A 21193-nucleotide genomic window follows, 5' to 3' on the forward strand; every position below is an offset into this window, starting at 1 on the left:
ATGACCAACCCGTTCGACGACCAGGACGGCACCTTCCTCGTGCTCGTCAACGACGAGAACCAGCACTCGCTGTGGCCCCAGTTCGCCGACGTCCCCGCCGGGTGGACCGTCGCCCACGGCCCCGACACCCACGCCGCCTGCCTGGAGTACGTCGAGCGCTCGTGGACCGACATGCGGCCCAAGAGCCTCGCCGACGCCATGAACGCCCAGCAGTAGCGCGGTCCGCGGTGAACTTGACCGAAACCACCGACGAGGACCGCGACGGCGCGGACCTCGCCCGGTCCGACGACCTCGCCGCGGCCCTGCTCACGGCCGAGGCCCGCCGGGACCCGTACCCCTTCTACGCCCGCATGCGACGCGAGGACCCCGTCCACCGCAGCGCCCAGGGCATCTGGTACCTCACCCGGTACGCCGACGTCGAGGCGGCACTGGGCGACCCCCGGTTCTCCAGCGACCGGGACCGGATGACTCGCGCCTGCACCGCGCTCGGCGGCGACCTGAAGGCGTTCAGCCGGCTCACCGACCGGCTCGGCCGGGTCATGAGCAACACCGACCCGCCGGACCACGCCCGGCTGCGCAAGCTGGCCAACCGGGCCTTCACGGCCCGGCGGGTCGAAGCCCTGCGCGGCCGGGTGCAGGAGATCGTGGACCGGCTCATCGACGAGGCGGTCGCAGCCGGCCCGACCATGGACCTGATCGAGGCGGTCGCCTCCCCGCTGCCGCTGGCCGTCGTCTGCGAACTCTTCGGCATCCCGCCCGAGGACCTCCCGCGGGTCAAGAGCTGGTTCCAGCGCTTCGGCCGGCTGAGCGAGGACATCGACAAGTCCGAGGCGGCGATCGCCGGTTACGAGGGGTACCTCGCCGGGCTCGTCCGCCGCCGCCGCGCCGACCCCGGTGACGACCTCATCAGCGCCCTGGTCGCCACCCAGGCCCAGGACGACCGGCTCACCGACTCCGAGCTGCTGTCCACCTGCTTCGTCCTGATCACCGCCGGCGACGAGACCACCACCCACCTCATCGGCAACGGCATGCTCGCCCTGCTGCGCCACCCCGGCCAACTGGCCCGGCTGCGCGCCGACCCGGCGCTCATCCGCACGGCCGTCGAGGAACTCGCCCGCTACGACACGCCGACCCAGGCGATCGTCCGGGTCGTCGCCGAGGACCTCACGATCGGCGGGCGGAGACTGCGCGAGGGCGAGCTGGTGTACCTGTTCCTCGCCGCGACCAACCGGGACCCCGAGCGCTTCCAGGACCCCGACGGGCTCGACTTGACCCGTTCCAGCAGCCGGCCCCTCAGCTTCGGCCACGGTCCCCACTTCTGCCTCGGCGGACCGCTGGCCAAGCTCCAGGCCGAGGTCGCCGTGGGCACGCTGGTCCGCCGGCTCCCGCACCTGCGGCCGGCCGACGGCGCGGTCCTCGACTGGCGGCCCAACCCGTTGCAGCGGCGGCTCACCGCGCTTCCGCTCACCCACCGACCATGAAGAACGACGAAGGAGACGTGCCCGTGGCACGACAATTCGAGGTCCGCCGGGAACAGGACCTGTCCGCATCACCCGAACGGGTCTGGGACGCGGTCGCCACCGGCGCCGGCAACCTCGGCTGGCTGTACCCCATGGAGGTCGAACCGCGCGTCGGCGGGAAGGTGACGCGCGGCGACAGCACCGTCGTGGCGTGGGAGCCGCCGCGCCACTTCGCGGTCCGGTCGGAACAGGACGGAGGGTTCTCGAACACGCTCACCTACCGCGTCGAGCCCGCCGACGGCGGCACGACCCGCCTGCGGACGGGCATCCACTGGGTGCACACCGGGGTCGTCGACGACGCCTGGGAGTGGGACACCAAGACGGACGCCGCCGAGCGGCACGTCGACTTCTACCAGCACTCCCTCGCCGCGTACCTGACCCACTTCGCCGGCCGCCCCGCCGTCTACGTCAGGGCCTCGCGCACCGCGCGTACCGACGACCCGGCAGACTTCGCCGCGCTGCGCCGACGCCTCGGCCTCACCGACGACTCGGCCGTCGGCGACCGGCTGTCGCTCGCCCTGCCCGGCACGGACGGCGGCCCGACGGAGGTGGTCGTGGACTGGCTGGACGCCGACTTCCTCGGCCTGCGGGCCCCTGACGCGCTGTACCGCTTCTTCAACGGCAGTTCCTGGAACTGGCCGATCTGGCTGGGCCACCACCTGTTCGCCGAGGACGCGGACGAGGCGGCGGCCACCGAGCCGTGGAACGCCTGGCTCGACGGCGCCTGATCCCCGTCGCACGACACGACTGAAGGACCTCTGGTGGAAACACTGCTCTACGCAGCCGAACTCGTCCGCGAGGACGGCACCTACAAACTCGTGGTGAGAGACGTGGTCCGGGACACCGTCCAGGTCACCCCCGTCCCCGAATCCGCGGTGGCGAAGCTCCCGACCTTCCTGTCGGTGCTTGGCGCCAAGCTCGGCTCGGTGCCGGCCCGCGGCCGCCGGTAGACCGCTCGTCGCGGCACGGGTGCCGTCCGGCACGTCAACCGCCGGACGGCACCGGCCCCGTACCGTTCCCGTCCCAGGGGACGCTCCGCGCCTGGGGCAGGCGGACGTCGGCGAGGTACGGGAAGTGGCAGGCGGCGCGATGCGGCCGGCCGGTCGCGTCCTCCTGCGGGTCTTGCAGGACGCAGACGTCCCGCCCGGGGCGCCGGTCCGGTCCGACGGGGCAGCGCGGATGGAAGCGGCACCCGGCCGGCGGCGACGCGGGATCGGGCGGCTCCCCGGCGAGCAGGGGTTCCACTGCCGGGCGTCCGCCTGCGTGCAGACGCGGCACGGCGGAGAGCAGCACCCGGGTGTAAGGATGCCTGGGGCCGCTCAGCAGGTGCTCGGTGGCGGCGGTCTCGACGATCCGGCCGAGGTACATCACGGCGACGGCATCCGACACGTGGCGGACGGCGGCGAGGTCGTGGCTGATGAACAGCATGGCGAAGCCCATGTGCCGCTGCAGGTCCCGGAGCGTCGTGAGCAGCGCCGCCCGGACCGACACGTCGAGGGCCGAGGTGATCTCGTCGGCGATGAGTACCGCCGGGTCCACGGCGAGCGCGCGGGCGACGGCGACCCGTTGGCGCTGGCCGCCCGAAAGCTGCCGCGGCAGCCGGTCGGCGCAGCCGGCGTCGAGACCGACCCGTTCCAGCAGGTCCGCCACGCGCTGTGCGCGGTCGCGGCGATCCAGCCGGACGAACGCCCCGGCCGCTTCGGCGATCGACTGCCGAACCGTCATGCGCGGGTCCAACGCCGTGTCCGGGTCCTGGAACACCAGTTGAACCTGCCGCCCCAGCCCGCGCCGGTCGGCCGCCCGGCGCCCGCCGTACTCCCGCCCTCCGACGGTGATCCGTCCGCCGCACAACGGGTCCAGCCCGACGACGGCTCGTGCCAGCGTGGACTTCCCCGACCCGGACTCGCCCACCAGGCCGACCGTCGTGCCCGCGGGAACGTCCAGCGACACGCGGTCCACCGCCGTGACCGACCCGAGCGGACCGTGGTGGCGGACGGTGACCTCGTCCAACTCCAGTCCAGGCCCCGTCCTCACTTCTGCGCCTCCTCGGATCCCTGCCGCGCACGGGACGGCGGCGCGGGCAGCGGTTGCCAGCAGGCCACTTCGTGTCCCGGGCCCAGCGGGGACAGCACGGGGTTCTCCACCGCACACCGCTCCAGCCGGTGGGGACAGCGCTCGCGGAACGCGCAGCCCGGGGCCGTGCCGTACGGATCGGGCGGGCCCCCTTCGATGGCGCGCAGGGCGCGGCCGGGGGCCGCGTCCAGGTCGGGGATCGAGGCGACGAGCATCCGCGTGTACGGATGCCGTGCCCCGGCCGCCAGTTCGCCGGCGGGGAGGTTCTCCACGATCGTGCCCCCGTACATGACCAGCACCCGGGCGCAGGCATCGGCGACCAGGGCGATGTCGTGGCTGATGAGGAGGACCGCCGTGGCGTCGTCGTCCCGGACCCGGTGGAGCAGCCCCATGATCTGCCGCTGCACGGTGACGTCCAGGGCCGTCGTCGGTTCGTCCGCGATGAGGAGGGCGGGACGCATCATCGACGCCGTCGCGATCGCCACGCGCTGGCGCTGACCGCCGGAGAGCTGGAAGGGGCGGGACCGGAGCAACCGGCGTCCGGCGGGCAGGGCGACCCGGTGCAGCCGGTCCAGCGCCTGGTCGACGGCCTCCGCGCGGCGGACGCCCCGGTGCGTGCGCACGGCCTCCGTCATCTGCGTGCCGATGCGCAGCGACGGGTTGAAGGCGGAGGCCGGGTTCTGGAAGACCAACGCCATGCCGGTCGCCAGCTGCCCGCGCCGCTGCCTGCGGGTTGTCGACCCGACGTCCGCGCCGAGGAACCGGTGGGTGCTCCAGGTCGCGCGGGCGCCGCCGGGCAGCAGGTCGGCAAGCGCGAGCGCGGTCATCGACTTGCCGGAACCGGACTCGCCGACCAGGCCGACCATCTCCCCGCGCCGCAGGGCGAGGGTCACACCGCGGACGGGCCGGACCACCCCGTTCGCGGTGGGGAGGTCGACCCGTAGGTCGTCCACCTCCAGCAGGTGGTCCGCGGACGCCGGGCGGCCGGTGAGGGCCGGCCGGGCCGCGGGCTCTTCCTCCGGGCACGGGTGGGCTCGTCGCGCGGCGGCTCCGGCCAGCATCTCGCCGAGCAACTGGAAGGCGACGGCGGCGTAGACGATCGCGATGCCCGGCGCCACGGCCGGCAGCGGTTCGGTGTAGATGCGGTCCAGCCCCTGGTTGAGCAGGAGACCCCAGTCGTACGCCGGGGGACGCACACCCAGTCCGAGGAAGCTCAGCCCCGACAGCGCCACGAGCGCCGAGCCAGCGGCGACCGTGGTGTTGAGCAGCAGCGGTTCGGCGATGTGGGGCAGCACATGGCGCAGCAGGAGCCGGTGACGGCGCAGCCCGAGCACGCGTGCCGCGGCCATGAAGTCGGTCCCGGCCACCTGGGCGGCGAGCGTCTGCGCGATCCGGGCGTAGCCGGGTGCGGAGGCGACAGCGAGCGCGATCACCGCACCTCCCGCGCCCGCCCCGAAGAGGGCCGCGAGGAACATCGCGACGAGGATCGCGGGGAAGGCCAGCAGGAGGTTGATCAGGGCTCCCAGCAGGCGGGCGGCGCGCCGGCCCACGACGGCGGTGAGCGCGCCGAGGGTGATGCCCGCGACCGCTCCGAGGAGCGTGGCAGTGACGGCGGGCAGCAGGGAGGGCCAGGTCGCCGAGAGCAGCCGGGCGAGTTGGTCGCGGCCGAGGTGGTCCGTGCCGAGCAGGTGTTCCGCGCTGGGTCCCCGCAGCACCGCCGACGGGTCCGGCCGGTCGGCCCGCTGCCCCCACAGCACTTCCCCGACGATGGCCAGGACGGCGAGCGAGACGAGCATCGCCAGGGTGGTCACGCCCAGGGGGGTGGCCCAGCCCGACCGGGACGCGCGGGACCGGCCGCGGGGGGCGGACGGCCTGGACGGGGGGACGGGGGACGGGGAAGCGGGGGACAGCACCATCGGATCACGTCTTCCGGATGACCGATCGGGGGTCGAGCAGCGCCAGCGCGAGATCGACCAGGAAGTTCACCGCGAGGACCGACGAGCCCAGCACCAGGACCGACGCCTCGACGACCGCGTAGTCCTGCGCGGCCACGGACTGCGCCATCGCCGAACCGATGCCCGGCCAGGCGAACACCTTCTCGACCAGCACGGTCCCCGCGATCAGGGCCGGCAACAGGTTGCCGGCGTACGTCAGCGAGGCGGTGAGCGCGTTCGGCGCCACATGGCACAGGTGGAGCCGGACGGCGGACAGCCGTTTCGCGCGGGCGGTGCGGACGTAGTCCGCGGCGAGAACCTTCAGCGTCTCCACCCGCACGATCCGCAGCAGGACCGCGGTCGGAGCGAGCGCCAGCGCCATGACGGGCAGCACCCAGGACCGGGGGCCGAGGTCGCCGGCGACGGGGAACAGGGGCAGCGCCACCGACAGCCCCGCGGTCAGACCCGTCGCGAGGACGAAGTCCGGCACGCCCACGAGGACCGAGGTGGTCGCGGTGAACGCCAGTTCCGTCCGCGGGCGCCGCCCTTCGCGCGTCCACACGGCGGCGATCAGCCCTCCGGGGAGGGCGACGACGAGTACGCACACGAAGGCCAGGACCGCGAGCAGCAGCGTGGCCGGCAGGCGCGCCCCGACCAGGTCGGCCACCGGCTCGCCGGACACCAGCGACACCCCCAGGTCGCCCCGGGCGAGGCGCGGAAGGTGATCCCAGTACTGCTGCGGCAGGCTGCGGTCCAGGCCCAGTTCGTGCCGCTTCGCCGCCACCAGGTCCGGCGGCGCGTCCACGCCCAGCGCGGCCCGCACCGGGTCCCCCGGGATCAGCCGGATCATCGCGAAGGACGCGGTGACGACCACGAAGAGCGACACCACCAGCCGGACCGCGCGCCGGCCGCAGAACACGACCCACGGGGGGACCCGGGGACGGACGCCGAGCCGTGCGGACACGGTCGTCATGGGAACCTCCTCGACCGGCGGGAGCCCGGGCGGCGCGTCCGCCACGGTTACCGGTGCAGGCGAATGCTGGTCGGCACGATCCGGCCCCCCGGCGCGAGGCGGAACGTCGTCCGGTGGCCGTACACCGTGCTGGTGCCGTCGGCGACGGGCAGCACGTCGGCCGAGCGCAGGAGCGCCGCGGCGGCCCTGTTCCACTCCGCGCAGCCGGTGTCGCCGGGCGAGCGCAGGGCCCGGGCGACGAGGCGGTCGTACGCGGGGTTGGTGACGTGCGCGAAGTTCAGCTTCCCCGACGACGGCGGGCCGGAGAAGTACGGGACGAGCTGCGCGGGCAGCTGCGGCCCCGGTGAGCTGCCGACCACGACGTCGAAGTCGCCGCTCCCGTACATGGCGTGGACCACCGCGTTGCCGCTCTCGCCAACGAGGTCGACGTCCACGCCCAGTGCCCGCCACGTCACGGCCATCAGCTCGGCGACCGACGGAAGGGTGGAGCCGAAGTCGCCGCTGCTGAGCACCCGTAGCCGCAGTGGCCGGCCCCCCTTGACCAATCGGCCCCGTCCGTTCTTCGTCCAGCCCGCCGCGCGCAGCCCCCGCACGGCGCCGGACGAGGGCACGTTCCCGGTGGCCACGTCGGCGTGGCAGAGCGAGTCGCGGGCGGTGAGATGGCGCGCGGGCGTCCCGTCGCCGCCGATCGCCACGTTGGCCAGGCCCTTGCGGTCCAGGGCGCCCACCAGCGCCCGGCGCAGCGCGGGATCGCTCAGCGGCCGGCCGGAGCGCTCGTTGAAGAAGGTCAGCCCCACCACGGTCGGCACCTGGGCGGCCGTCAGGCCGTGGCCCGCCAGCCGCTCCCGGTCCGGGCCGGTCACCATGGCGATGTTCACCCCGCCCGTCAGCAGCAGGTTCGCCGCCGTGGCCTCCTGCGGGACCACCTTCACCACGATCCGCGCCGGCTGCCCCGGGGCCGCGTTGCCCGCTCCCCGCGACCCCCAGGCGTACCCCTCGCGTCGAGTGAAGACGTACGGGCCTCCCGAGGCGTAGTCGCTCAGCACATACGGGCCGGTGCCTGCGGTGCTCCTGTCCAGCGCCGCCGGATCCGCCAGCCCGGCGGGACAGACGACGGGCAGCAGACCGATCGTCCGCACGATGAAGCTGTACGACGACGCCGTCCGCACCGACACCTCCCGCGCCGCGTCGTCCGCCGACACCGTGAACGGCACGCCGGGCAGGGCGGTCCGGGCGCCGACGAGACGGTTGCGGGGGTCGCCGGCGTAGCGCAGGGACCGTGCCACCGCGGAGGCGGTCAGGGCCGTGCCGTCGGAGCAGGTCACCCCCTCGCGGAGGGTGAAACGCGCCGAGGTGGCCCCGGCCCGCCACCTCTCGGCCAGGGCGGACACCACCCGGCCGCCCGGCGCGACCGAGACCAAGGAGTCGTACGCGTACGGAGCCAGGGAGAGGCCGAACTGCGAGTACGGGTGGAAACTCGGCGTCTCGGAGGCGCTGGCAATGGTGACGGTGCCGTCCACGACCACCGGAGTGCGCGTCGACGACACGTCACCGCCGCAGCCGGCCAGCAGAGCCGACACGACGGCCGAGGCTGCGAGGGACCGGGCCTTGGGGGATGAAACGGGTCGGCGGTGCATGGCGGTCATCGTGCCACCACGGCCGAGGGCGGCGGTGGGGCCTTCCGTGGCCGAACGGGGACACGCCGGACGATGTCCCCCGTCCGAGTGAGCCCGCCCGACAGACGTTCCCATTATCGACAAGATGCCACGCCACACTCGAACGGGTGAAAAACGCGGCGAATGCCTATCGGTCTCCCTCACGACCAATACCATGTACTTTTCCACGTCTTTTTTCCTTATCTCCGCCAGAAGAAAAGGATGTCGCGCCATGCCGCCTGTAGTACCTCCTTTCCTGATTGGTCTGGTTGCAGCGTCCCTGGTGAAGAGGGTCGGCAAGCCCTTGGTACGGGGGATCGTCAAAACGTCGGTAGGCCTGGGGCTCGAAGTGCAGCGGGCCGTCCACGAAGCCAGCGCGGAGATTCACGGCCTCGCGGCCGAGGTGAGCGCCGAGATGCGCGCCCTCCACGCGCCGCAGGCAGCGGCGACCGGCGGGCCGGCGCACGCGCAGGCCAACGCGGGACAGACCGGCGGACGGAGCAAACCCGCCGCCAAGCCCCGCAGCGCCGCCAAAGCAGGCTGAGCCCGCACCACGGACAGACGCCCCACCGAGACACCTCCAGGGAGACCGATCGGATGCCAGTGACCGGAACTTCCACGGGGGGCATCGACGAGAAGAAGTGGCTCCGTGTCCACCGGCGTGCGGCCGAGCCCAGGCTCCGGCTGCTGTGCTTCCCGCACGCCGGCGGCACGGCCCAGCTCTTCCACGCCTGGCCCGCACTCCTCCCAGCGGACGTCGAGGTGCTGGCCGTGCGCTACCCCGGCCGCCAGGACCGGCTCGCGGAACCCTGCATCGAGTCCATGGCCGCCATGGCCGACGCGATCGCCATGGCACTGCGGCCCTGGCTCGATCGGCCGCTGGCGCTCTTCGGGCACAGCATGGGCGCCTGCGTCGCCTACGAGGTGGCCGTGCGTCTGGAGACGCACGGCATCCTCCCCGCGCACCTCATGGTGTCCGCACACGAAGCGCCACATCGGGCCGCAGGCGCCGCCCTGCACGAGGCCGACGACGCCACGCTGATCGCCCACGTCCGACGCCTGGGAGACATGCACTCGGAGGCGTACGACATCCCGGAGTTGCGCGAGCTGCTGCTGCCCGCCCTCCGATCGGACTACCGGCTGATCGAGAGCTACCACCCCTCGCAGCCGACCCCGGTCAAGGCGCCCCTCACCGCCTACGTCGGCCAGGAGGACACGAGTTGCGCGCTCGACGGCGTCCGCGCCTGGTCCGACCTCACCACCCCGGACTCCTTCGACCTGCGCGCGTTCCCCGGCGACCACTTCTACCTCGTGCCTCGGCAGGCCGACGTGGTCGCAGACGTGGCGGCACGTCTCGCACGTGCCGGACACCCCGGTCGAACAGCACTGCGCATGGCGCCCGCGGGACTCCCGGGGGACGATGGTCCGACCGGTCGCTGAGCTCTGCGGCGGCCGACCGCGGCCGCGAAGACGGGGACGGAGCGACAGGCATGCGACCGGGAACACGCGTCACCGACACGATGCTCGCGCTGCTCGGCCGCGACGGGGCCGGGTCGGCCCTCGCCCTCCTGCCGGCGGCCGTGGGCACCTGGTGCGTCACCCTGGGGGCCGGCAGGCGGATCCTCGGCGGTGTGCTGTGGGCCGTGGCCCTCGCGCTCGGTCTCGGATCGCTGCGCCACCTGGTGCACGTGGCGCGGGTCCGGGTCAGGTATCCGCCCCCAGGGCGCATGGTCGACGTAGGCGGCCACCGCATACACGTGCTGGCCGAGGGAGAGTCCGGACCGCGGCCCACCGTGGTCTGGATGCCGGGCGGCCACGCCGGCGGATACGCCATGCACCGGCTGCACTCCCTGGCGCGGCCCCGGATGCGCTCGGTCCTGGTGGACCGTCCGGGAGCCGGATGGAGCGACCTGGGCCCCTTCCCGCGCACGACGGCGGGAGAAGCCGTCGAACTGCTCACGGCGCTCGAGCGGGCAGGCGAGAAGGCCCCCTACGTTTTCGTAGGGCACTCGTTCGGGGGGCTGCTCATGGCCAACGCCGCCCGGCGGCGCCCCGACCTCGTCGCCGGTCTGGTGCTCCTCGATCCCACCCCGCCCGACGCCGTCGCCTTCGGCCCGGCGCTTCCGGGCATGCGCCGCGCCCCGAGGGACCAGGCCGTCCTCGCGCTGCGGCACCTCTTCGGCCTCCACCCCCTCGCCGGCCGGAAGGGGACACCGGCGTCCGACGACCCCGCGCGGATCCTCGCGACGATCGAACTGCGGACCAGGGCGAACTGCGCGGCGGCGTCGATCCTGCGAGAGCTGACACCGGGCGGCATCACCAGAGACGGCTGGCACACGGCCGTCCATGACGGCGAACTCGGCGCCCTGCCCCTGCTGCTCCTGGCGCCACGCGACCTCACGGGCGGTGACGCGCTCTTCGACGCGGTCGACGATCCGCAGGAGAGAGCCCGGGTACGGCACTTCTTCCTCACCGTGCGGGAACGGTTCCTTGCGACCTCCAGCAGCGCACGGAGGATCTACACCCCGGAAGGAACCGGCCACGACTTCCCGGACGTCGTGCCCGAGTTCGTGGTGCGGGTGGTGGACTCGCTGCTCGACCAGTGCGAGACGGGGACGTGGAAGGCGTAGGACTTGCGCGGATCGCTTCATCGGCGCCGTCACAGACGAAGGATCACAGCCCTCATGCCACGCACCGCGCGTGGTCTCCGAACGTGGAAAGCCACATGGGGAGACCGCGGTGCGGACGTGCCCTGGCCCCGCGGCCCGGTATTCGAAGCCACCCGCCACCCCTGCGGGACGACCACTGTGGCCGGCTGCGTGTGAAAGAGGGTTCAGGCCGTTCGCGCCGTGGGCGACGAAGGGCAGGACGGCATGACTATTCCCATGGTCGTCTGCCCGATCGATGGCGAGGACTGCGAGACACTGCTGGCCATGGCGACCGAAATCTTCCACGACCACCCGCCCTTGAAGCCGTCCAGTGAACGCAGAGCAGCGGAACCCGCGTTACCCGATCGGCAGGCCCGTAATGGCCTACCCCGGAGCGGACGAAGCGGCCGGGTGGACTTGCGGGCCGTCAAGACCTCGACCACCAGCGCCGCGTGGGTGCTCGGCGGCTGCCCGGTCCTCTTGGGTACTGGTAGTTCGTTAGATCCGGCGGCAGAGGTCAATGCCGTGTCCGTTGGTGACCGCGTCGATCAGGGCCTGGAGTTCGGAGGGTGGATCCGTGTCCGTCCAGGCTCGCCACCACCGGGTGAGGGTGATGGCGGGGGTGAGCCAGGAGCGGATGGCCCGTAAGGCCTTGGGCCAGCAGGGCGGTTGGGGCTGGAGGGACGGGGCCGGTCCCCCTCTCTGGCCCCTCGTCGGGGCACGGGTCCGGTGCGGTGGCGTCCAGGGGTCCGGGTGGGGCGAACCACTGGTCCCAGCAGAAGGAGAAGGCGCAGTTGACCAGGGTCTGGTGGCGGCGGATGGCGCGGTCGGAGCGGACTTGGAAGTCGGCCCGGCCGAGTTCGTCCTTGATCTGCTTGTAGCTCTGCTCGATCCACGGCCGCAGGCCGTAGAGGCGGACGATCTCGGCGAGGTCGGCCGGCGGGTGCGGGCTGGTGGCGGCGTGGGGTGCGTCGGGGTGGGGCAGGCTGGTGGCCAGGTACCAGGTGGCCTTCTCCGGCAGGGCGGCCGGGTCGGTGGTGGCCACGACCAGCCGGCAGGGTGAGTCGGGTCCGTAGCCGGCCAGGCGGGCATCAGCGGCCCACCAGGTCTCGGTGTGCCCGTCGCGGAAGTGACGCTCCACGGGCGTCCAGTCGCCGGGACGTTTGGCATCGCGCCAGGCCAGGGCGCGGGCGGCCTCGATGGGAGTGTGCGGCTGGTCCGCCGGGGCCCAGGTGCCGCGGTGCGGCTTGAGCGCGACCACGTAGGAACAACTGCAGCCCCTGCACCCCCGGCATCCCCGCACCAGCCACCGGCTCCGCCCCTGCCAGGCAGGTGAGCGTCTTGTTCCGCTACCGCGGCGCCAGCAGCCCGGTCAGATACTCACGGAACCCTCGCGATCGTCACCTGGTCGCGGATGGGCGCGAGGGCGTGGCCGAGGAGCTTCTCGCCTTCGCCCCAGCCGTACATCTCGGCGGTGTCGAAGTGGGTGACGCCGAGTTCGTACGCGCGGCGGATCGCGGTGATCGACTCTGTGTTGTCGGAGGGTCCGTAGCCGGTGGCGGTGCCCATCGCGCCGTAGCCGATCGCTGACACGGTCAGTCCCGGCTTGCCCAGTTTCCTTGTCTGCACGAGACGCTCCCTAACAGAACGCGCGTCCTTTCTGGCGGCGCGCCGAGCAGCCATCGTGGCGGCCGTGACCGAGGAGCGGATAGTCATCCCACCGTCGTCGGAACCTGTTGGGTGCCCACAAACGCCTGAGTGGTTCACCTGCAACCGCATCCCCACAACCTGATTCCACTCGAACGACGGCGTCAGCCGGCAGCACGTCGCTACCGCTCTGTTCCTACGCCGGTGTCCCAGCGAGTGAACACCCCCCGCCGTTACTCATTTGATGACCCGTCAGTAAAGTCAGCATTGGGTCAGCATTCGTCCGGCCAAAGCTGCTCACAGATGCCCACACCTTGGAATCACGGACCCTTCGGAGGCGCCCCCGCGGCAGCGCCCGAGGGACCCGTGCCACCAGAGATCCCTATGGCTGGAACGGCGGCGGGGCGGCCTGGGAACTCCGTGGGTCGGAAGCCCGATTACCCCAGGTCAGCGCACCCTTCCCCGCGCTTTGAGGGGCGTGGGCGGCAGCTCCGGCGCGGGCAGCGGATCCCCGTCGTAGCCCCGCACCTCGCCGAAACGGGTGCCCTTCGTCCAGTCCTCGCGCGCCTGTACGATCTCGTCCTGGGACCGCCCGACGAAGTTCCACCACATGATCAGTTCCTCGGCGAAGGGTTCGCCGCCGAGCAGCATCAGCCCCGCGTCCGACTCGGCCCGCAGGGGGAGGTCGGTGCGGCCGCAGCCGAGGTAGAGCATCGAGCCGGGGAGCACGGGCACGCCGTCCACGTGGACCTCGCCGGACATGGCCAGGGCGCCGTACTCGAAGTCGGGGACCAGGGGCAGCCGTACGTCGGCGCCGCGTCGGAGCGTGAGGTCGGCTCCGACGATCGGGGTGTAGGCCGTGCCGGGGGAGGTCGCGCCGTCGAGGTCGCCGAGGATCACGGTGGCGGTGAGGCCGGGAGCCGTGACCGTCGGCAGGACCGGGTGGTGCTCGAACCGGGGCGCGGTGTGCCGGTGCGGGTCCGGCAGCGCGACCCACAGCTGGGCGCCGTGCAGGAAGCGGGCGTGCGCCTTCGGGCTCTCCTCGGAGTGGCTGATCGCCCGCCCCGACGTCATCAGCCCCAGCTCGCGCGGGCGGATGGTCTGGAGGCTGCCGGTGGAGTCGCGGTGCAGCACCTCGCCCTCGTGGAGCCAGCTGACGGTCTGCAGTCCCATGTGGGGGTGCGGCGGGACCTGCATGCCGGGCTCGTCGGCGATGTCGTCGGGGCCGTAGTGGTCGACGAAGGCCCATGCGCCGATCATGCGCCGGCCGAGGTTCGGCAGCAGCCGACGCACCTCGGTCGCCTCTCCCAGCTTCACGTGCCGGGGGCTCAGCAGCTCGCGGACGGGCTCGGCGACGACGAATCCGCGGCCGCCGCACACGCTGGGCACGGGGGCGCGGTCAAGGTTGCTCATGGCGGACAACCTAGCTGGCGCACGCGGCCGGGGCCCGTGGAGCGGTGTTCCTCGGGGCGTCGCCGCCGCACCGTACAGGCGTCCCGCACCGCACAGGCGTCCCGGAGCGCTCGGCCCGTTCGCCGGGCCGGGCCGTACGGTGAAGCGCGCCCGACGTGGTGCGGCGTCCGGCGGGCCGGCGGGTGTCAGTCGGTCAGCGTGGCGGCCAGTTCCCTGCTGGCGCGGACGATCTCCCGGTCCGGTTCGTCGAGCAGGTGGCGCAGGATGCCGCGCTCGGCGTGGACGGCGTGCCGGGCCTCGCGCTCCCACTCCACGTAGTTGTCGCGGCGGCGCAGGAGCTTCGGGTAGGCGGCGGCCGTGGTCTCCCACTGGCGGGCCGCGGCGATGCTCTTCAGCAGGTGGAGGATCTCCACCCGGCAGGTGACCTGCGGCAGCCGGACGAGCTCCCACAGGAAGGGCACCGTCGCCGCCGTGGCCTGGCCGACGACGAATCCGTACTGGCAGATGCGTCCGCGCAGTTGGCCGAGTGCGGAGCCGGCGGTGTCGGCGTCGCCGCGGGCGACGGCGGCGAGCAGGAACGGGATGGCCGCGGCGCAGCCGGTCGAGTCCTTGATCTCGGGCCACGGCACGTGGGCCAGGCGGTCGAGCGGTGCGTGTCTTGGGGGAGGAGTCATGGTCAGGTGTGGGAACGGGTCGGCAGCATGGCCCAGACGGTCTTGCCCTCGGGGAAGCGGCGGGTCCAGCCCCAGTGCTCCGCGAGGGCGTCGACGATGCGCAGTCCGCGGCCGTGCTCCAGCAGCGGGTCGACGGTGTGCGGGTTGACGATGTGCGGGTAGACGGGCGGCTCGTCGCTCGGGTCGGTCACCGCGCACACCAGGTGGGAACGGCGCAGCGTGAGCCTGAGCCGTACGTCCGTGTCGTCGGCGGGCGCGTCCGGCAGGGCGTCCGGCAGGCCGTGCAGCACGGCGTTGGAGGCCAGTTCGGTGACGACGGTGAGCGCGTCGTCGGTGCAGTGGTCCAGGCGCCAGCCGTCGAGGGTGCGGTGGGTGAAGTCCCGTGCCTCGCTGAAGCCCTGGCGGCTGCCCGTGAGGTGCAGTGTGGCGGTTCTGGCCGGGTCGCGGACGGACTCGGGGCTCCGGAACTGCGCAGGTGATGACACGGCATCTCCCTGAGGCGAGGTCAGGACGGGTCGGCGGGGGTGCGGTTGACGACACCGTTATTATCCACGCTGACGATGTCCTCGTGCAATTTCACGGGAAATTGCGCGTACTAGCGAGGAGAGTGCTGTGTCGTCAGTGCCGAACGGAGTGCGGGCGAGCGAGCTGGACGTCCGCTGGATCAAGAGCAGTCACAGCAACGCCGAGGGCAACTGTGTCGAGCTGGCCGTGCTGGAGGGGGGAGGTGTCGCGGTGCGCAACTCCCGTGACCCCGAGGGCCCGGCCCTGGTCTACACACCGGCCGAGGTGGCCGCGTTCGTCGCCGGGGCGAAGGGCGGGGAGTTCGACCACCTGTTGTAGGACGGAGGCCTTCGGGTGCGATAATGCGGTCTGTCGTCTGCCGGTCAACGGGGAGTCAGGATGTCAGCCGAGTCGCCTCGTCTCTCCCGCCTCGAACCGTATCTGAACCGGGCCGAGCCCGCCCCGACCTTGCTGAAAATGCTGGTCGGTGTGCAGTTGGCGGGTATGCGGGAGGACGCCGGCCTCGCCCAGGAGCAGGCCGCGCGGGCCCTCGGCTTCAGCCCGGCGAAGCTGTCGCGGATCGAGGCGGGCAAGGGCCGCCGTCCGCCCGCCGAGGCGGACGTCCGCGCCCTGCTGGAGCTGTACGGGGCCGGCGAGTACGAGGCGTCCGTGCTGCTCCAGTTGCTGCGCCGGGCGGGCGAGCCGGGCTGGTGGCAGCGGTACGACAAGCGCCTGATGCCCGAGTGGTTCGACCGCCTGGTCGGACTTCAGGAGGCGGCCACCGCGATCCGTACCTTCGAGATCCAGTACGTGCCGGGCCTGTTGCAGATCCCGGAGTACACGCGTGCCGTCGTGCAGCGCGGGCTGCCGACGGCGTCGGCGCGGGAGGTCGAGCGGCGGGTGGAGCTGCGGACGCGACGCTGCGAGCTCCTCGACCGGCCCGACGCGCCGCAGGTGTGGGCCGTCGTCGACGAGTCGGTGCTGCTGCGCGTCCTGGGCAGCCGTGAGGTGATGCGCGAGCAGCTCGCCCACCTCGTGGAGATGGCCCGGCGGCCGAACGTCACCGTCCAGGTCGTGCCGCTGGACGTGACGCACGCGTCCGCGCCGGCCATACCGGTGACCTATCTGCGGTTCGGCGGATCCGACCTGCCCGACGTGGTCTATCTGGAGCAGATACGCAGCGCGACCTTCCTGGAGGACCGGGACGAGACGGAGGAGTACCGGGTCAGCCTGGACCGGCTGGCCGACGAGGCCCTCGACCCGCGGGAGTCCCTCGCGCTGCTGAGGGAGACGATGGAGCGCCGCTACCCGGCCACCTGACCGGCCCGCCGGTCAGGGCAGGCGGCCCACTCCGCCGAACTCGATCCATTCTTGAGTCAGTTGACGTGGCGCCACCTCGTTGTCGGGCCGCCAGGTGGACACCTCCACCAGCCCCGGCTCCAGGACGTCCAGGCCCTCGAACAGCGCGGCGACGTCCTTCTCCTGACGCACCCGGCCCCAGTGGCCCTGTGTGGCCTGGTCCATGAATTCGGTGACGAAGGCCCGGACCTCGGGGTCCTCGCTGACCAGCTGGCACATCACCAGGTAGCTGCCGGGTGCCAGGCGCTCGACGACACGGCGGACCACCGCCTCGGGGCCGTCGGTCCCGCTGTCCGGGATGCAGTGGAAGACCGAGTTGAACAGCACCGCGACCGGCTGCGAGAAGTCTATGAGCCGCCGGGTGTCGGGATGGGTGAAGATCGCCTCGGTCTCGCGCATGTCGGCGTGGATGACGGTGGTGCGCTCGTCCTGCTCCAGCAGGGCCCGGCCGTGCACGAGGACCATCGGGTCGTTGTCCACGTAGACCACGTGCGCGGTCGGGTCGACGCGCTGGGCGACCTGGTGCACGTTGTCCTGCGTGGGCAGACCGGACCCGTGGTCGAGGAACTGGCGGACGCCGTACTCCTGGGTGAGCGTCCTGACGACCCGCTGGAGGAAGCGCCGGTTGTTCAGGGCGAGGGCGCGGGTGCTCGGGACGACCTTGTCGAGTTCCTCGCACGCCGCCCGGTCGGCGGCGTAGTTGTCCTTGCCGCCCAGATAGTGGTCGTACATGCGCGCGGCGGTCGGAACCGTGGCGTCGATCCTCGTGGTCAGCGGCTTGCCGGGCTGCATCTCTTCCCCCAGTTCCGAGGCGCGCCATGGGCCGACGCGGTCGGCAACCCATCCTAGGGATACGGCAATTGGCGATGCCACCCCTTGATCGAAGCTCCCCGGAGGCGGAACGCGGCCGGTTCGCCGCCGGCGCCCGGACGGCGGCATGATAGGTCTTCGCACGGCAGGTCCGCACGGCAGGTCCGCACGGCAGGTCCGCACGGCAGGTCCGCAGACGGGTGCCGGTGGTCTGGTCCGGTGGTCCGACCGACCAGGCCTCTTCAGGGGCGGCCCGGCATCTTCGAGTCCGGCATCTTCGAGTCCGACACCTTCGAGGGAGCACACCCGTGACGACCGTATCCGCGCCGATCACCCCGGCCGACGTCCACGACGCCGCCGCCCGTCTCCGGGGCGTCGCCCACCGCACCCCCGTGCTGCGCTCCCGCACCCTCGACGGACGCGTCGGCGCGGAGGTGGTGCTCAAGTGCGAGAACTTCCAGCGCGTCGGCGCCTTCAAGTTCCGCGGCGCCTACAACGCGGCCTCCCGGCTGACCCCCGAACAGCTCGCCCGGGGCATCGCCGCCTACTCCTCCGGCAACCACGCCCAGGCCGTCGCCCTCGCCGCACGGGAACTCGGCACCACCGCGGTGATCGTCATGCCCGAGGACGCTCCGCGCTCCAAACGGGAGGCGACCGAGGCGTACGGTGCCGAGATCGTGACGTACGACCGCTACACCGGCGACCGGGGCGCGATCGCCGAGGCCCTGGCCGCCGAGCGGGGCCTGACCCTGATCCCGCCCTACGAGCACCCGCACGTCATGGCGGGCCAGGGCACCGCCGCGCTCGAACTCCTGGAGGAGGCCGGCCAGGTGGGCGCCCTGCTCGTGCCGGTCGGCGGGGGCGGGCTGATCGCCGGCAGCGCGACGATCGCGAAGGACAGGGACCCGCGGATCCGGATGATCGGCGTCGAGCCCGAGGCCGGCGACGACACCAAGCGGTCGCTGGAGGCGGGCCGACGCGTGAGCATCCCGGTGCCGCACACGATCGCCGACGGCCAGGCCCTGCACACGCCCGGTGAACTGAGCTTCTCCGTGAACCGGCGGCTCGTCGACATGATCGCCCTCGTCTCGGACGACGAGATCCGCGCGGCCATGCGGTTCGCGTTCGAGCGCCTGAAGATCGTCGTCGAGCCGAGCGGCGCCACCGGACTGGCCGCCCTGCTCTCCGGCCGGGCCGGCCCGTTGCCGGACCGTGTCGGCGTGATCGTCTCCGGCGGCAACATCGACGCGGACCGGTTCGCGCGGCTCTGCGGCGGCGCCTGACGCACGGAGCTCCGGCGAGGACGCCTGAGTTCCCGAGCCCGCGGCGACGGCGCGCGTCACCCGAATGGCGGCCCCCGAGGTGCGGGCGGACGATGAGCAGTGGAAGGGAGGCGCGTCATGCTGGAAGTGAAGACGCTCGACAAACCGGACGAGCGGCGCGATTTCCCGCGCGGGCACCTCGAAGCCGTGCACCTGTCGGGGCTGGACTTCGCCGTGGCGACCTTCGAGCCCGGGTGGCGCTGGTCGGAGTCCGTGGCACCGCTCGCGGGCACCGACAGCTGCCAGGTGCACCACAACGGCTACGTCGTCCAGGGCCGTATGCACCTCCGCATGGACGACGGCGCCGAGCGCGAACTGGGCCCCGGCGACGTGTTCGTGTGCGCGCCCGGCCATGACGCCTGGGTCGTGGGCGACGAGCAGACGGTGGTGTACGACTTCGCGGGCCAGATGGCCAACGAGTACGCGCAGTCCGAGGAGGGCTGAAGGGGGCAGGATCGCGTCCGAGGCGCTCCGGTCGCCCCGGCGCCCCGATCAGATGCAACTCGCTTTTCGAAATGGGTCGTCGGGGTTTCGGGGACGACCTTCCCGGGTGCGCCCGCGCGCGTCGGGTACCCGGTCGCCGAGCGGCGGTGACGGGTACCGCCACAACCGGAAGGAGGACGCCGTGACCCAGCACGTACGGGACATCATGACCGCCGAGCCCGTGACGGTGGAGCCGCAGGCGTCGGTGTCGTCCGTGGCCAGGATCATGCGGGACGAGAACATCGGCGTCGTTCTGGTGACGGACGACGACGAGCTGCGCGGCCTGGTCAGCGACCGCGACCTGGTGGTGCGGGCCCTCGCCGAGGGCGGGGACCTCGAGCAGATGACCGTGGTCACCGCGTGCAGCGAGGACCTGGTCACCGTGAGCCCCGACGAGGACCTGGACCACGCCGTCGAGCTGATGCGCGAGCACGCGGTGCGCCGTGTCCCGGTCGTCGAGGACGGCCGGCCGGTCGGCATCGTCTCCCTCGGCGACCTGGCGATGGAACGCGACCCGGACTCGGCCCTCGGCGACATCAGCGTCGCCCGGCCCAATCAGTAGAGCGCCGGGCCGGGCCGGTCCCTCGTGTGGCCGGTCCGGCCCCGGGAACCCGGCCCCCATGGACAAGCAGGCGGACATCCACGGGTCGTACTGGCTGCACACCGCGCCCCCCGGTGATCCGGCGCCCCCGCCGGAGGGACCGCTCACCGTCGACGTCGCCGTCGTCGGCGCGGGCGTCGCCGGGCTCAGCACGGCGTGGGAGCTGGCCCGGCGCGGCCGGTCGGTCGCGGTGCTGGAGGCACACCGGATCGCGGCCGGCGTCACCGGCCACACCACCGCCAAACTGAGCGCGCAGCACACCCTCGTCTACGACCGCCTGCGGCGCACCCGCGGCCCGGAGGCCGCCCGGCTGTACGCCCGCTCCCAGACGGACGCCATCCGGCACGCGGCGCAGACCGTCGAGGAACTGGGGATCGACTGCGAATGGGAGGACGCCGCCGCCCACACCTACGCCGAGGACCCGGCCCGCACCGCCGGGCTGAAGGCCGAGGCGGAGGCCGCGCGGCAGGCGGGGCTGCCCGCCGAGTACGTGACCGGGACGGACCTGCCGTTCCCCGTCGCGGGCGCGGTCCGGGTCGACGGGCAGGCCCAGTTCCACCCCCGCAAATACCTGCTGGCCCTCGCCGACGACATCCGCCGGCTCGGCGGCACCCTCCACGAGCACACCCGGGTCACCGCCCTCCACGAGGGCCACCCCTGCGAGCTGACGGTCGAGTCCCCCGCGTCCGCGACGACGGTGACCGCCCGCTCCGTCGTCATCGCCACCCACTACCCGGTCTTCGACCGCGCCCTGCTCTTCACCCGGCTCTCCCCGCGCCGGGAAGTCGTACTGACCGCCCCCCTCGACGCCGCGAGGGCCCCGCGCGACATGTACATCACCCAGGAGCAGAACACGCGCTCGGTGCGCACGGCCCCCCTTCCGGACGGCCGGCGTCTGCTGATCGTGACCGGCGAGCACTTCACCCCGGGCACCGGCGCCGACGTCGAGGAGCGCTTCGAGCGGCTCGCCGGCTGGGCCACCGAACGCTTCGGCGCCCTGGACTTCACCCACCGCTGGGCCACCCAGGACAACGACTCCACCGACTCCGTGCCGCTCGTCGGCCCCTTCCACCCCGGCAGCCGGAACGTGTACGTGGCCACCGGCTTCGGCGGCTGGGGAATGAGCACCGGCATCATGGCGGGCCGCCTGCTCAGCGAGCGGATCACCGGCCGCGACTGCCCGTGGAGCGACCTGTACGACCCGCGTCGCGTCACGTCCGTCGTCCGGGAGGGCGCGGCCTTCCTCAAGCACCAGGCCGACGTCGCCCGCCATTTCGTCGGGGACCGGCTGCCGGCGACGGCCGGCCCCTCCGTGGACGAGATCGCCCCCGGCGACGGCGCGGTGGTCAAGGTCGCCGGGGAGCGCCGCGCGGTCCACCGCGACGAGGCGGGACAGCTCCACGCCCTCTCCGCGCGCTGCACCCACCTGGGCTGCCTGGTGGCGTTCAACCGCGCGGAGCGGACCTGGGAGTGCCCGTGCCACGGCTCCCGCTTCGGCGTGGACGGCCGGGTGATCCAGGGCCCCGCCCAGGAGCCACTGGAACACCGCGACCTGTAACACCGCGACCTGTGACGCC

General features: G+C 72.7%; 23 protein-coding genes. 13 read left to right on the forward strand and 10 right to left on the reverse strand.

What is annotated here, in order from left to right; genetic code table 11:
- From ACFV9M_RS03480 to ACFV9M_RS03495, 4 genes are read left to right on the forward strand one after another with little or no spacing between them, the layout of a single operon-like run.
- The gene (locus ACFV9M_RS03480; RefSeq protein WP_385063752.1) at window positions 1-216 is read left to right on the forward strand and encodes an MbtH family protein; all 216 of its coding nucleotides are present in this window, start codon (window positions 1-3) and stop codon (window positions 214-216) included.
- An 11-nt stretch (window positions 217-227) separates the two neighbouring features.
- Window positions 228-1481, forward strand: a complete 1254-nt coding sequence (locus ACFV9M_RS03485) for a cytochrome P450 (protein ID WP_385063754.1) — start codon at window positions 228-230, stop codon at window positions 1479-1481.
- 23 nt (window positions 1482-1504) lie between these two features.
- Window positions 1505-2248 (forward strand): SRPBCC family protein, encoded by a 744-nt coding sequence (locus ACFV9M_RS03490; protein WP_385063756.1) that lies wholly within the window; start codon window positions 1505-1507, stop codon window positions 2246-2248.
- Window positions 2249-2281: 33 nt separating this feature from the next.
- Window positions 2282-2470, forward strand: coding sequence for a hypothetical protein (locus ACFV9M_RS03495; RefSeq protein WP_385063758.1), 189 nt, complete (start codon window positions 2282-2284; stop codon window positions 2468-2470).
- Window positions 2471-2504: 34 nt separating this feature from the next.
- Here the strand turns inward: ACFV9M_RS03495 and ACFV9M_RS03500 are convergent, their stop codons facing one another.
- The 4 genes from ACFV9M_RS03500 to ACFV9M_RS03515 all read right to left on the reverse strand — a co-directional run bounded on the left by ACFV9M_RS03500 (window position 2505) and on the right by ACFV9M_RS03515 (window position 8137).
- Window positions 2505-3554 carry an ABC transporter ATP-binding protein gene (locus ACFV9M_RS03500; RefSeq protein WP_385063760.1) on the reverse strand — a complete coding sequence of 350 codons (1050 nt, stop codon included), beginning with the start codon at window positions 3552-3554 and terminating at the stop codon, window positions 2505-2507.
- The gene (locus tag ACFV9M_RS03505) at window positions 3551-5404 is read right to left on the reverse strand and encodes a dipeptide/oligopeptide/nickel ABC transporter permease/ATP-binding protein (protein WP_385063762.1); all 1854 of its coding nucleotides are present in this window, start codon (window positions 5402-5404) and stop codon (window positions 3551-3553) included. The genes ACFV9M_RS03500 and ACFV9M_RS03505 overlap by 4 nt, the downstream gene beginning before the upstream one ends.
- A 109-nt stretch (window positions 5405-5513) precedes the next feature.
- Window positions 5514-6500, reverse strand: a complete 987-nt coding sequence (locus ACFV9M_RS03510; RefSeq protein ID WP_385063764.1) for an ABC transporter permease — start codon at window positions 6498-6500, stop codon at window positions 5514-5516.
- Window positions 6501-6547: 47 nt separating this feature from the next.
- Window positions 6548-8137, reverse strand: coding sequence for an ABC transporter substrate-binding protein (locus tag ACFV9M_RS03515; protein ID WP_385063766.1), 1590 nt, complete (start codon window positions 8135-8137; stop codon window positions 6548-6550).
- A 124-nt stretch (window positions 8138-8261) separates the two neighbouring features.
- On the opposite strand from ACFV9M_RS03515, the gene ACFV9M_RS03520 reads away from it, so the two are divergent.
- Genes ACFV9M_RS03520 through ACFV9M_RS03530 form a run of 3 tightly spaced genes read left to right on the forward strand, consistent with a single transcriptional unit; the run spans window position 8262 to window position 10785 of the window.
- On the forward strand, window positions 8262-8699 hold the full coding sequence (locus ACFV9M_RS03520) for a DUF5132 domain-containing protein (RefSeq protein WP_385063768.1): 438 nt from the start codon (window positions 8262-8264) through the stop codon (window positions 8697-8699).
- Between the two features lie 53 nt (window positions 8700-8752).
- The gene (locus ACFV9M_RS03525) at window positions 8753-9595 is read left to right on the forward strand and encodes a thioesterase II family protein (RefSeq protein WP_385063770.1); all 843 of its coding nucleotides are present in this window, start codon (window positions 8753-8755) and stop codon (window positions 9593-9595) included.
- A 50-nt stretch (window positions 9596-9645) separates the two neighbouring features.
- A complete protein-coding gene (locus ACFV9M_RS03530; RefSeq protein WP_385063772.1) occupies window positions 9646-10785 on the forward strand; it encodes an alpha/beta fold hydrolase in 1140 nt (379 codons plus the stop codon).
- A gap of 535 nt (window positions 10786-11320) precedes the next feature.
- Here the strand turns inward: ACFV9M_RS03530 and ACFV9M_RS03535 are convergent.
- The 5 genes from ACFV9M_RS03535 to ACFV9M_RS03555 all read right to left on the reverse strand — a co-directional run bounded on the left by ACFV9M_RS03535 (window position 11321) and on the right by ACFV9M_RS03555 (window position 15022).
- Window positions 11321-12064, reverse strand: coding sequence for a hypothetical protein (locus ACFV9M_RS03535; RefSeq protein ID WP_385063774.1), 744 nt, complete (start codon window positions 12062-12064; stop codon window positions 11321-11323).
- A gap of 119 nt (window positions 12065-12183) precedes the next feature.
- On the reverse strand, window positions 12184-12432 hold the full coding sequence (locus tag ACFV9M_RS03540; RefSeq protein WP_385063776.1) for an aldo/keto reductase: 249 nt from the start codon (window positions 12430-12432) through the stop codon (window positions 12184-12186).
- A 465-nt stretch (window positions 12433-12897) separates the two neighbouring features.
- Window positions 12898-13863 carry a pirin family protein gene (locus ACFV9M_RS03545; RefSeq protein ID WP_385063778.1) on the reverse strand — a complete coding sequence of 322 codons (966 nt, stop codon included), beginning with the start codon at window positions 13861-13863 and terminating at the stop codon, window positions 12898-12900.
- A 185-nt stretch (window positions 13864-14048) separates the two neighbouring features.
- Entirely contained in the window at window positions 14049-14537 is a 489-nt protein-coding gene (locus tag ACFV9M_RS03550; RefSeq protein ID WP_385063780.1) for a hypothetical protein, read from the reverse strand.
- 2 nt (window positions 14538-14539) lie between these two features.
- A complete protein-coding gene (locus ACFV9M_RS03555) occupies window positions 14540-15022 on the reverse strand; it encodes an ATP-binding protein (protein WP_385063781.1) in 483 nt (160 codons plus the stop codon).
- Window positions 15023-15149: 127 nt separating this feature from the next.
- Between ACFV9M_RS03555 and ACFV9M_RS03560 the strand changes: the two genes are divergently transcribed.
- Together ACFV9M_RS03560 and ACFV9M_RS03565 are read left to right on the forward strand one after the other, a co-directional pair.
- Window positions 15150-15380, forward strand: coding sequence for a DUF397 domain-containing protein (locus ACFV9M_RS03560; RefSeq protein WP_385063782.1), 231 nt, complete (start codon window positions 15150-15152; stop codon window positions 15378-15380).
- A 60-nt stretch (window positions 15381-15440) separates the two neighbouring features.
- Window positions 15441-16361, forward strand: coding sequence for a helix-turn-helix domain-containing protein (locus ACFV9M_RS03565; RefSeq protein ID WP_385063784.1), 921 nt, complete (start codon window positions 15441-15443; stop codon window positions 16359-16361).
- Window positions 16362-16373: 12 nt separating this feature from the next.
- On the opposite strand, the gene ACFV9M_RS03570 is transcribed toward ACFV9M_RS03565, so the two are convergent.
- Window positions 16374-17192 (reverse strand): SAM-dependent methyltransferase, encoded by an 819-nt coding sequence (locus ACFV9M_RS03570; protein ID WP_385063786.1) that lies wholly within the window; start codon window positions 17190-17192, stop codon window positions 16374-16376.
- Between the two features lie 326 nt (window positions 17193-17518).
- Here ACFV9M_RS03570 and ACFV9M_RS03575 point away from each other — a divergent pair, with 326 nt between their 5' ends.
- The 4 genes from ACFV9M_RS03575 (at window position 17519) to ACFV9M_RS03590 (ending at window position 21174) form a co-directional block, all read left to right on the forward strand.
- Window positions 17519-18493 (forward strand): pyridoxal-phosphate dependent enzyme, encoded by a 975-nt coding sequence (locus ACFV9M_RS03575; protein ID WP_385063788.1) that lies wholly within the window; start codon window positions 17519-17521, stop codon window positions 18491-18493.
- Between the two features lie 117 nt (window positions 18494-18610).
- Window positions 18611-18976: a cupin domain-containing protein gene (locus ACFV9M_RS03580; protein WP_385063790.1), complete on the forward strand. Its 366-nt coding sequence runs from the start codon at window positions 18611-18613 to the stop codon at window positions 18974-18976.
- Between the two features lie 181 nt (window positions 18977-19157).
- Complete coding sequence (locus tag ACFV9M_RS03585) at window positions 19158-19577, forward strand: CBS domain-containing protein (RefSeq protein WP_385063792.1); 420 nt, start codon at window positions 19158-19160, stop codon at window positions 19575-19577.
- Window positions 19578-19635: 58 nt separating this feature from the next.
- Window positions 19636-21174 (forward strand): FAD-dependent oxidoreductase, encoded by a 1539-nt coding sequence (locus ACFV9M_RS03590; protein WP_385063794.1) that lies wholly within the window; start codon window positions 19636-19638, stop codon window positions 21172-21174.
- The last annotated feature ends 19 nt before the right edge of the window (window positions 21175-21193 follow it).

Source organism: Streptomyces sp. NPDC059895, assembly GCF_042731035.1.
In the GTDB taxonomy this organism is placed as follows: domain Bacteria; phylum Actinomycetota; class Actinomycetes; order Streptomycetales; family Streptomycetaceae; genus Streptomyces.

Excerpts from the sequence above, each read along its gene's own strand:
- ACFV9M_RS03480 (WP_385063752.1), top strand. The coding sequence starts at position 1 with ATGACCAACCCGTTCGACGACCAGGACGGCACCTTCCTCGTGCTCGTC.
- ACFV9M_RS03510 (WP_385063764.1), bottom strand. The coding sequence starts at position 6,500 with ATGACGACCGTGTCCGCACGGCTCGGCGTCCGTCCCCGGGTCCCCCCG.
- ACFV9M_RS03515 (WP_385063766.1), bottom strand. The coding sequence starts at position 8,137 with ATGCACCGCCGACCCGTTTCATCCCCCAAGGCCCGGTCCCTCGCAGCC.
- ACFV9M_RS03520 (WP_385063768.1), top strand. The coding sequence starts at position 8,262 with ATGCCACGCCACACTCGAACGGGTGAAAAACGCGGCGAATGCCTATCG.
- ACFV9M_RS03525 (WP_385063770.1), top strand. The coding sequence starts at position 8,753 with ATGCCAGTGACCGGAACTTCCACGGGGGGCATCGACGAGAAGAAGTGG.
- ACFV9M_RS03530 (WP_385063772.1), top strand. The coding sequence starts at position 9,646 with ATGCGACCGGGAACACGCGTCACCGACACGATGCTCGCGCTGCTCGGC.
- ACFV9M_RS03545 (WP_385063778.1), bottom strand. The coding sequence starts at position 13,863 with ATGAGCAACCTTGACCGCGCCCCCGTGCCCAGCGTGTGCGGCGGCCGC.
- ACFV9M_RS03550 (WP_385063780.1), bottom strand. The coding sequence starts at position 14,537 with ATGACTCCTCCCCCAAGACACGCACCGCTCGACCGCCTGGCCCACGTG.
- ACFV9M_RS03565 (WP_385063784.1), top strand. The coding sequence starts at position 15,441 with ATGTCAGCCGAGTCGCCTCGTCTCTCCCGCCTCGAACCGTATCTGAAC.
- ACFV9M_RS03570 (WP_385063786.1), bottom strand. The coding sequence starts at position 17,192 with ATGCAGCCCGGCAAGCCGCTGACCACGAGGATCGACGCCACGGTTCCG.
- ACFV9M_RS03580 (WP_385063790.1), top strand. The coding sequence starts at position 18,611 with ATGCTGGAAGTGAAGACGCTCGACAAACCGGACGAGCGGCGCGATTTC.
- ACFV9M_RS03590 (WP_385063794.1), top strand. The coding sequence starts at position 19,636 with ATGGACAAGCAGGCGGACATCCACGGGTCGTACTGGCTGCACACCGCG.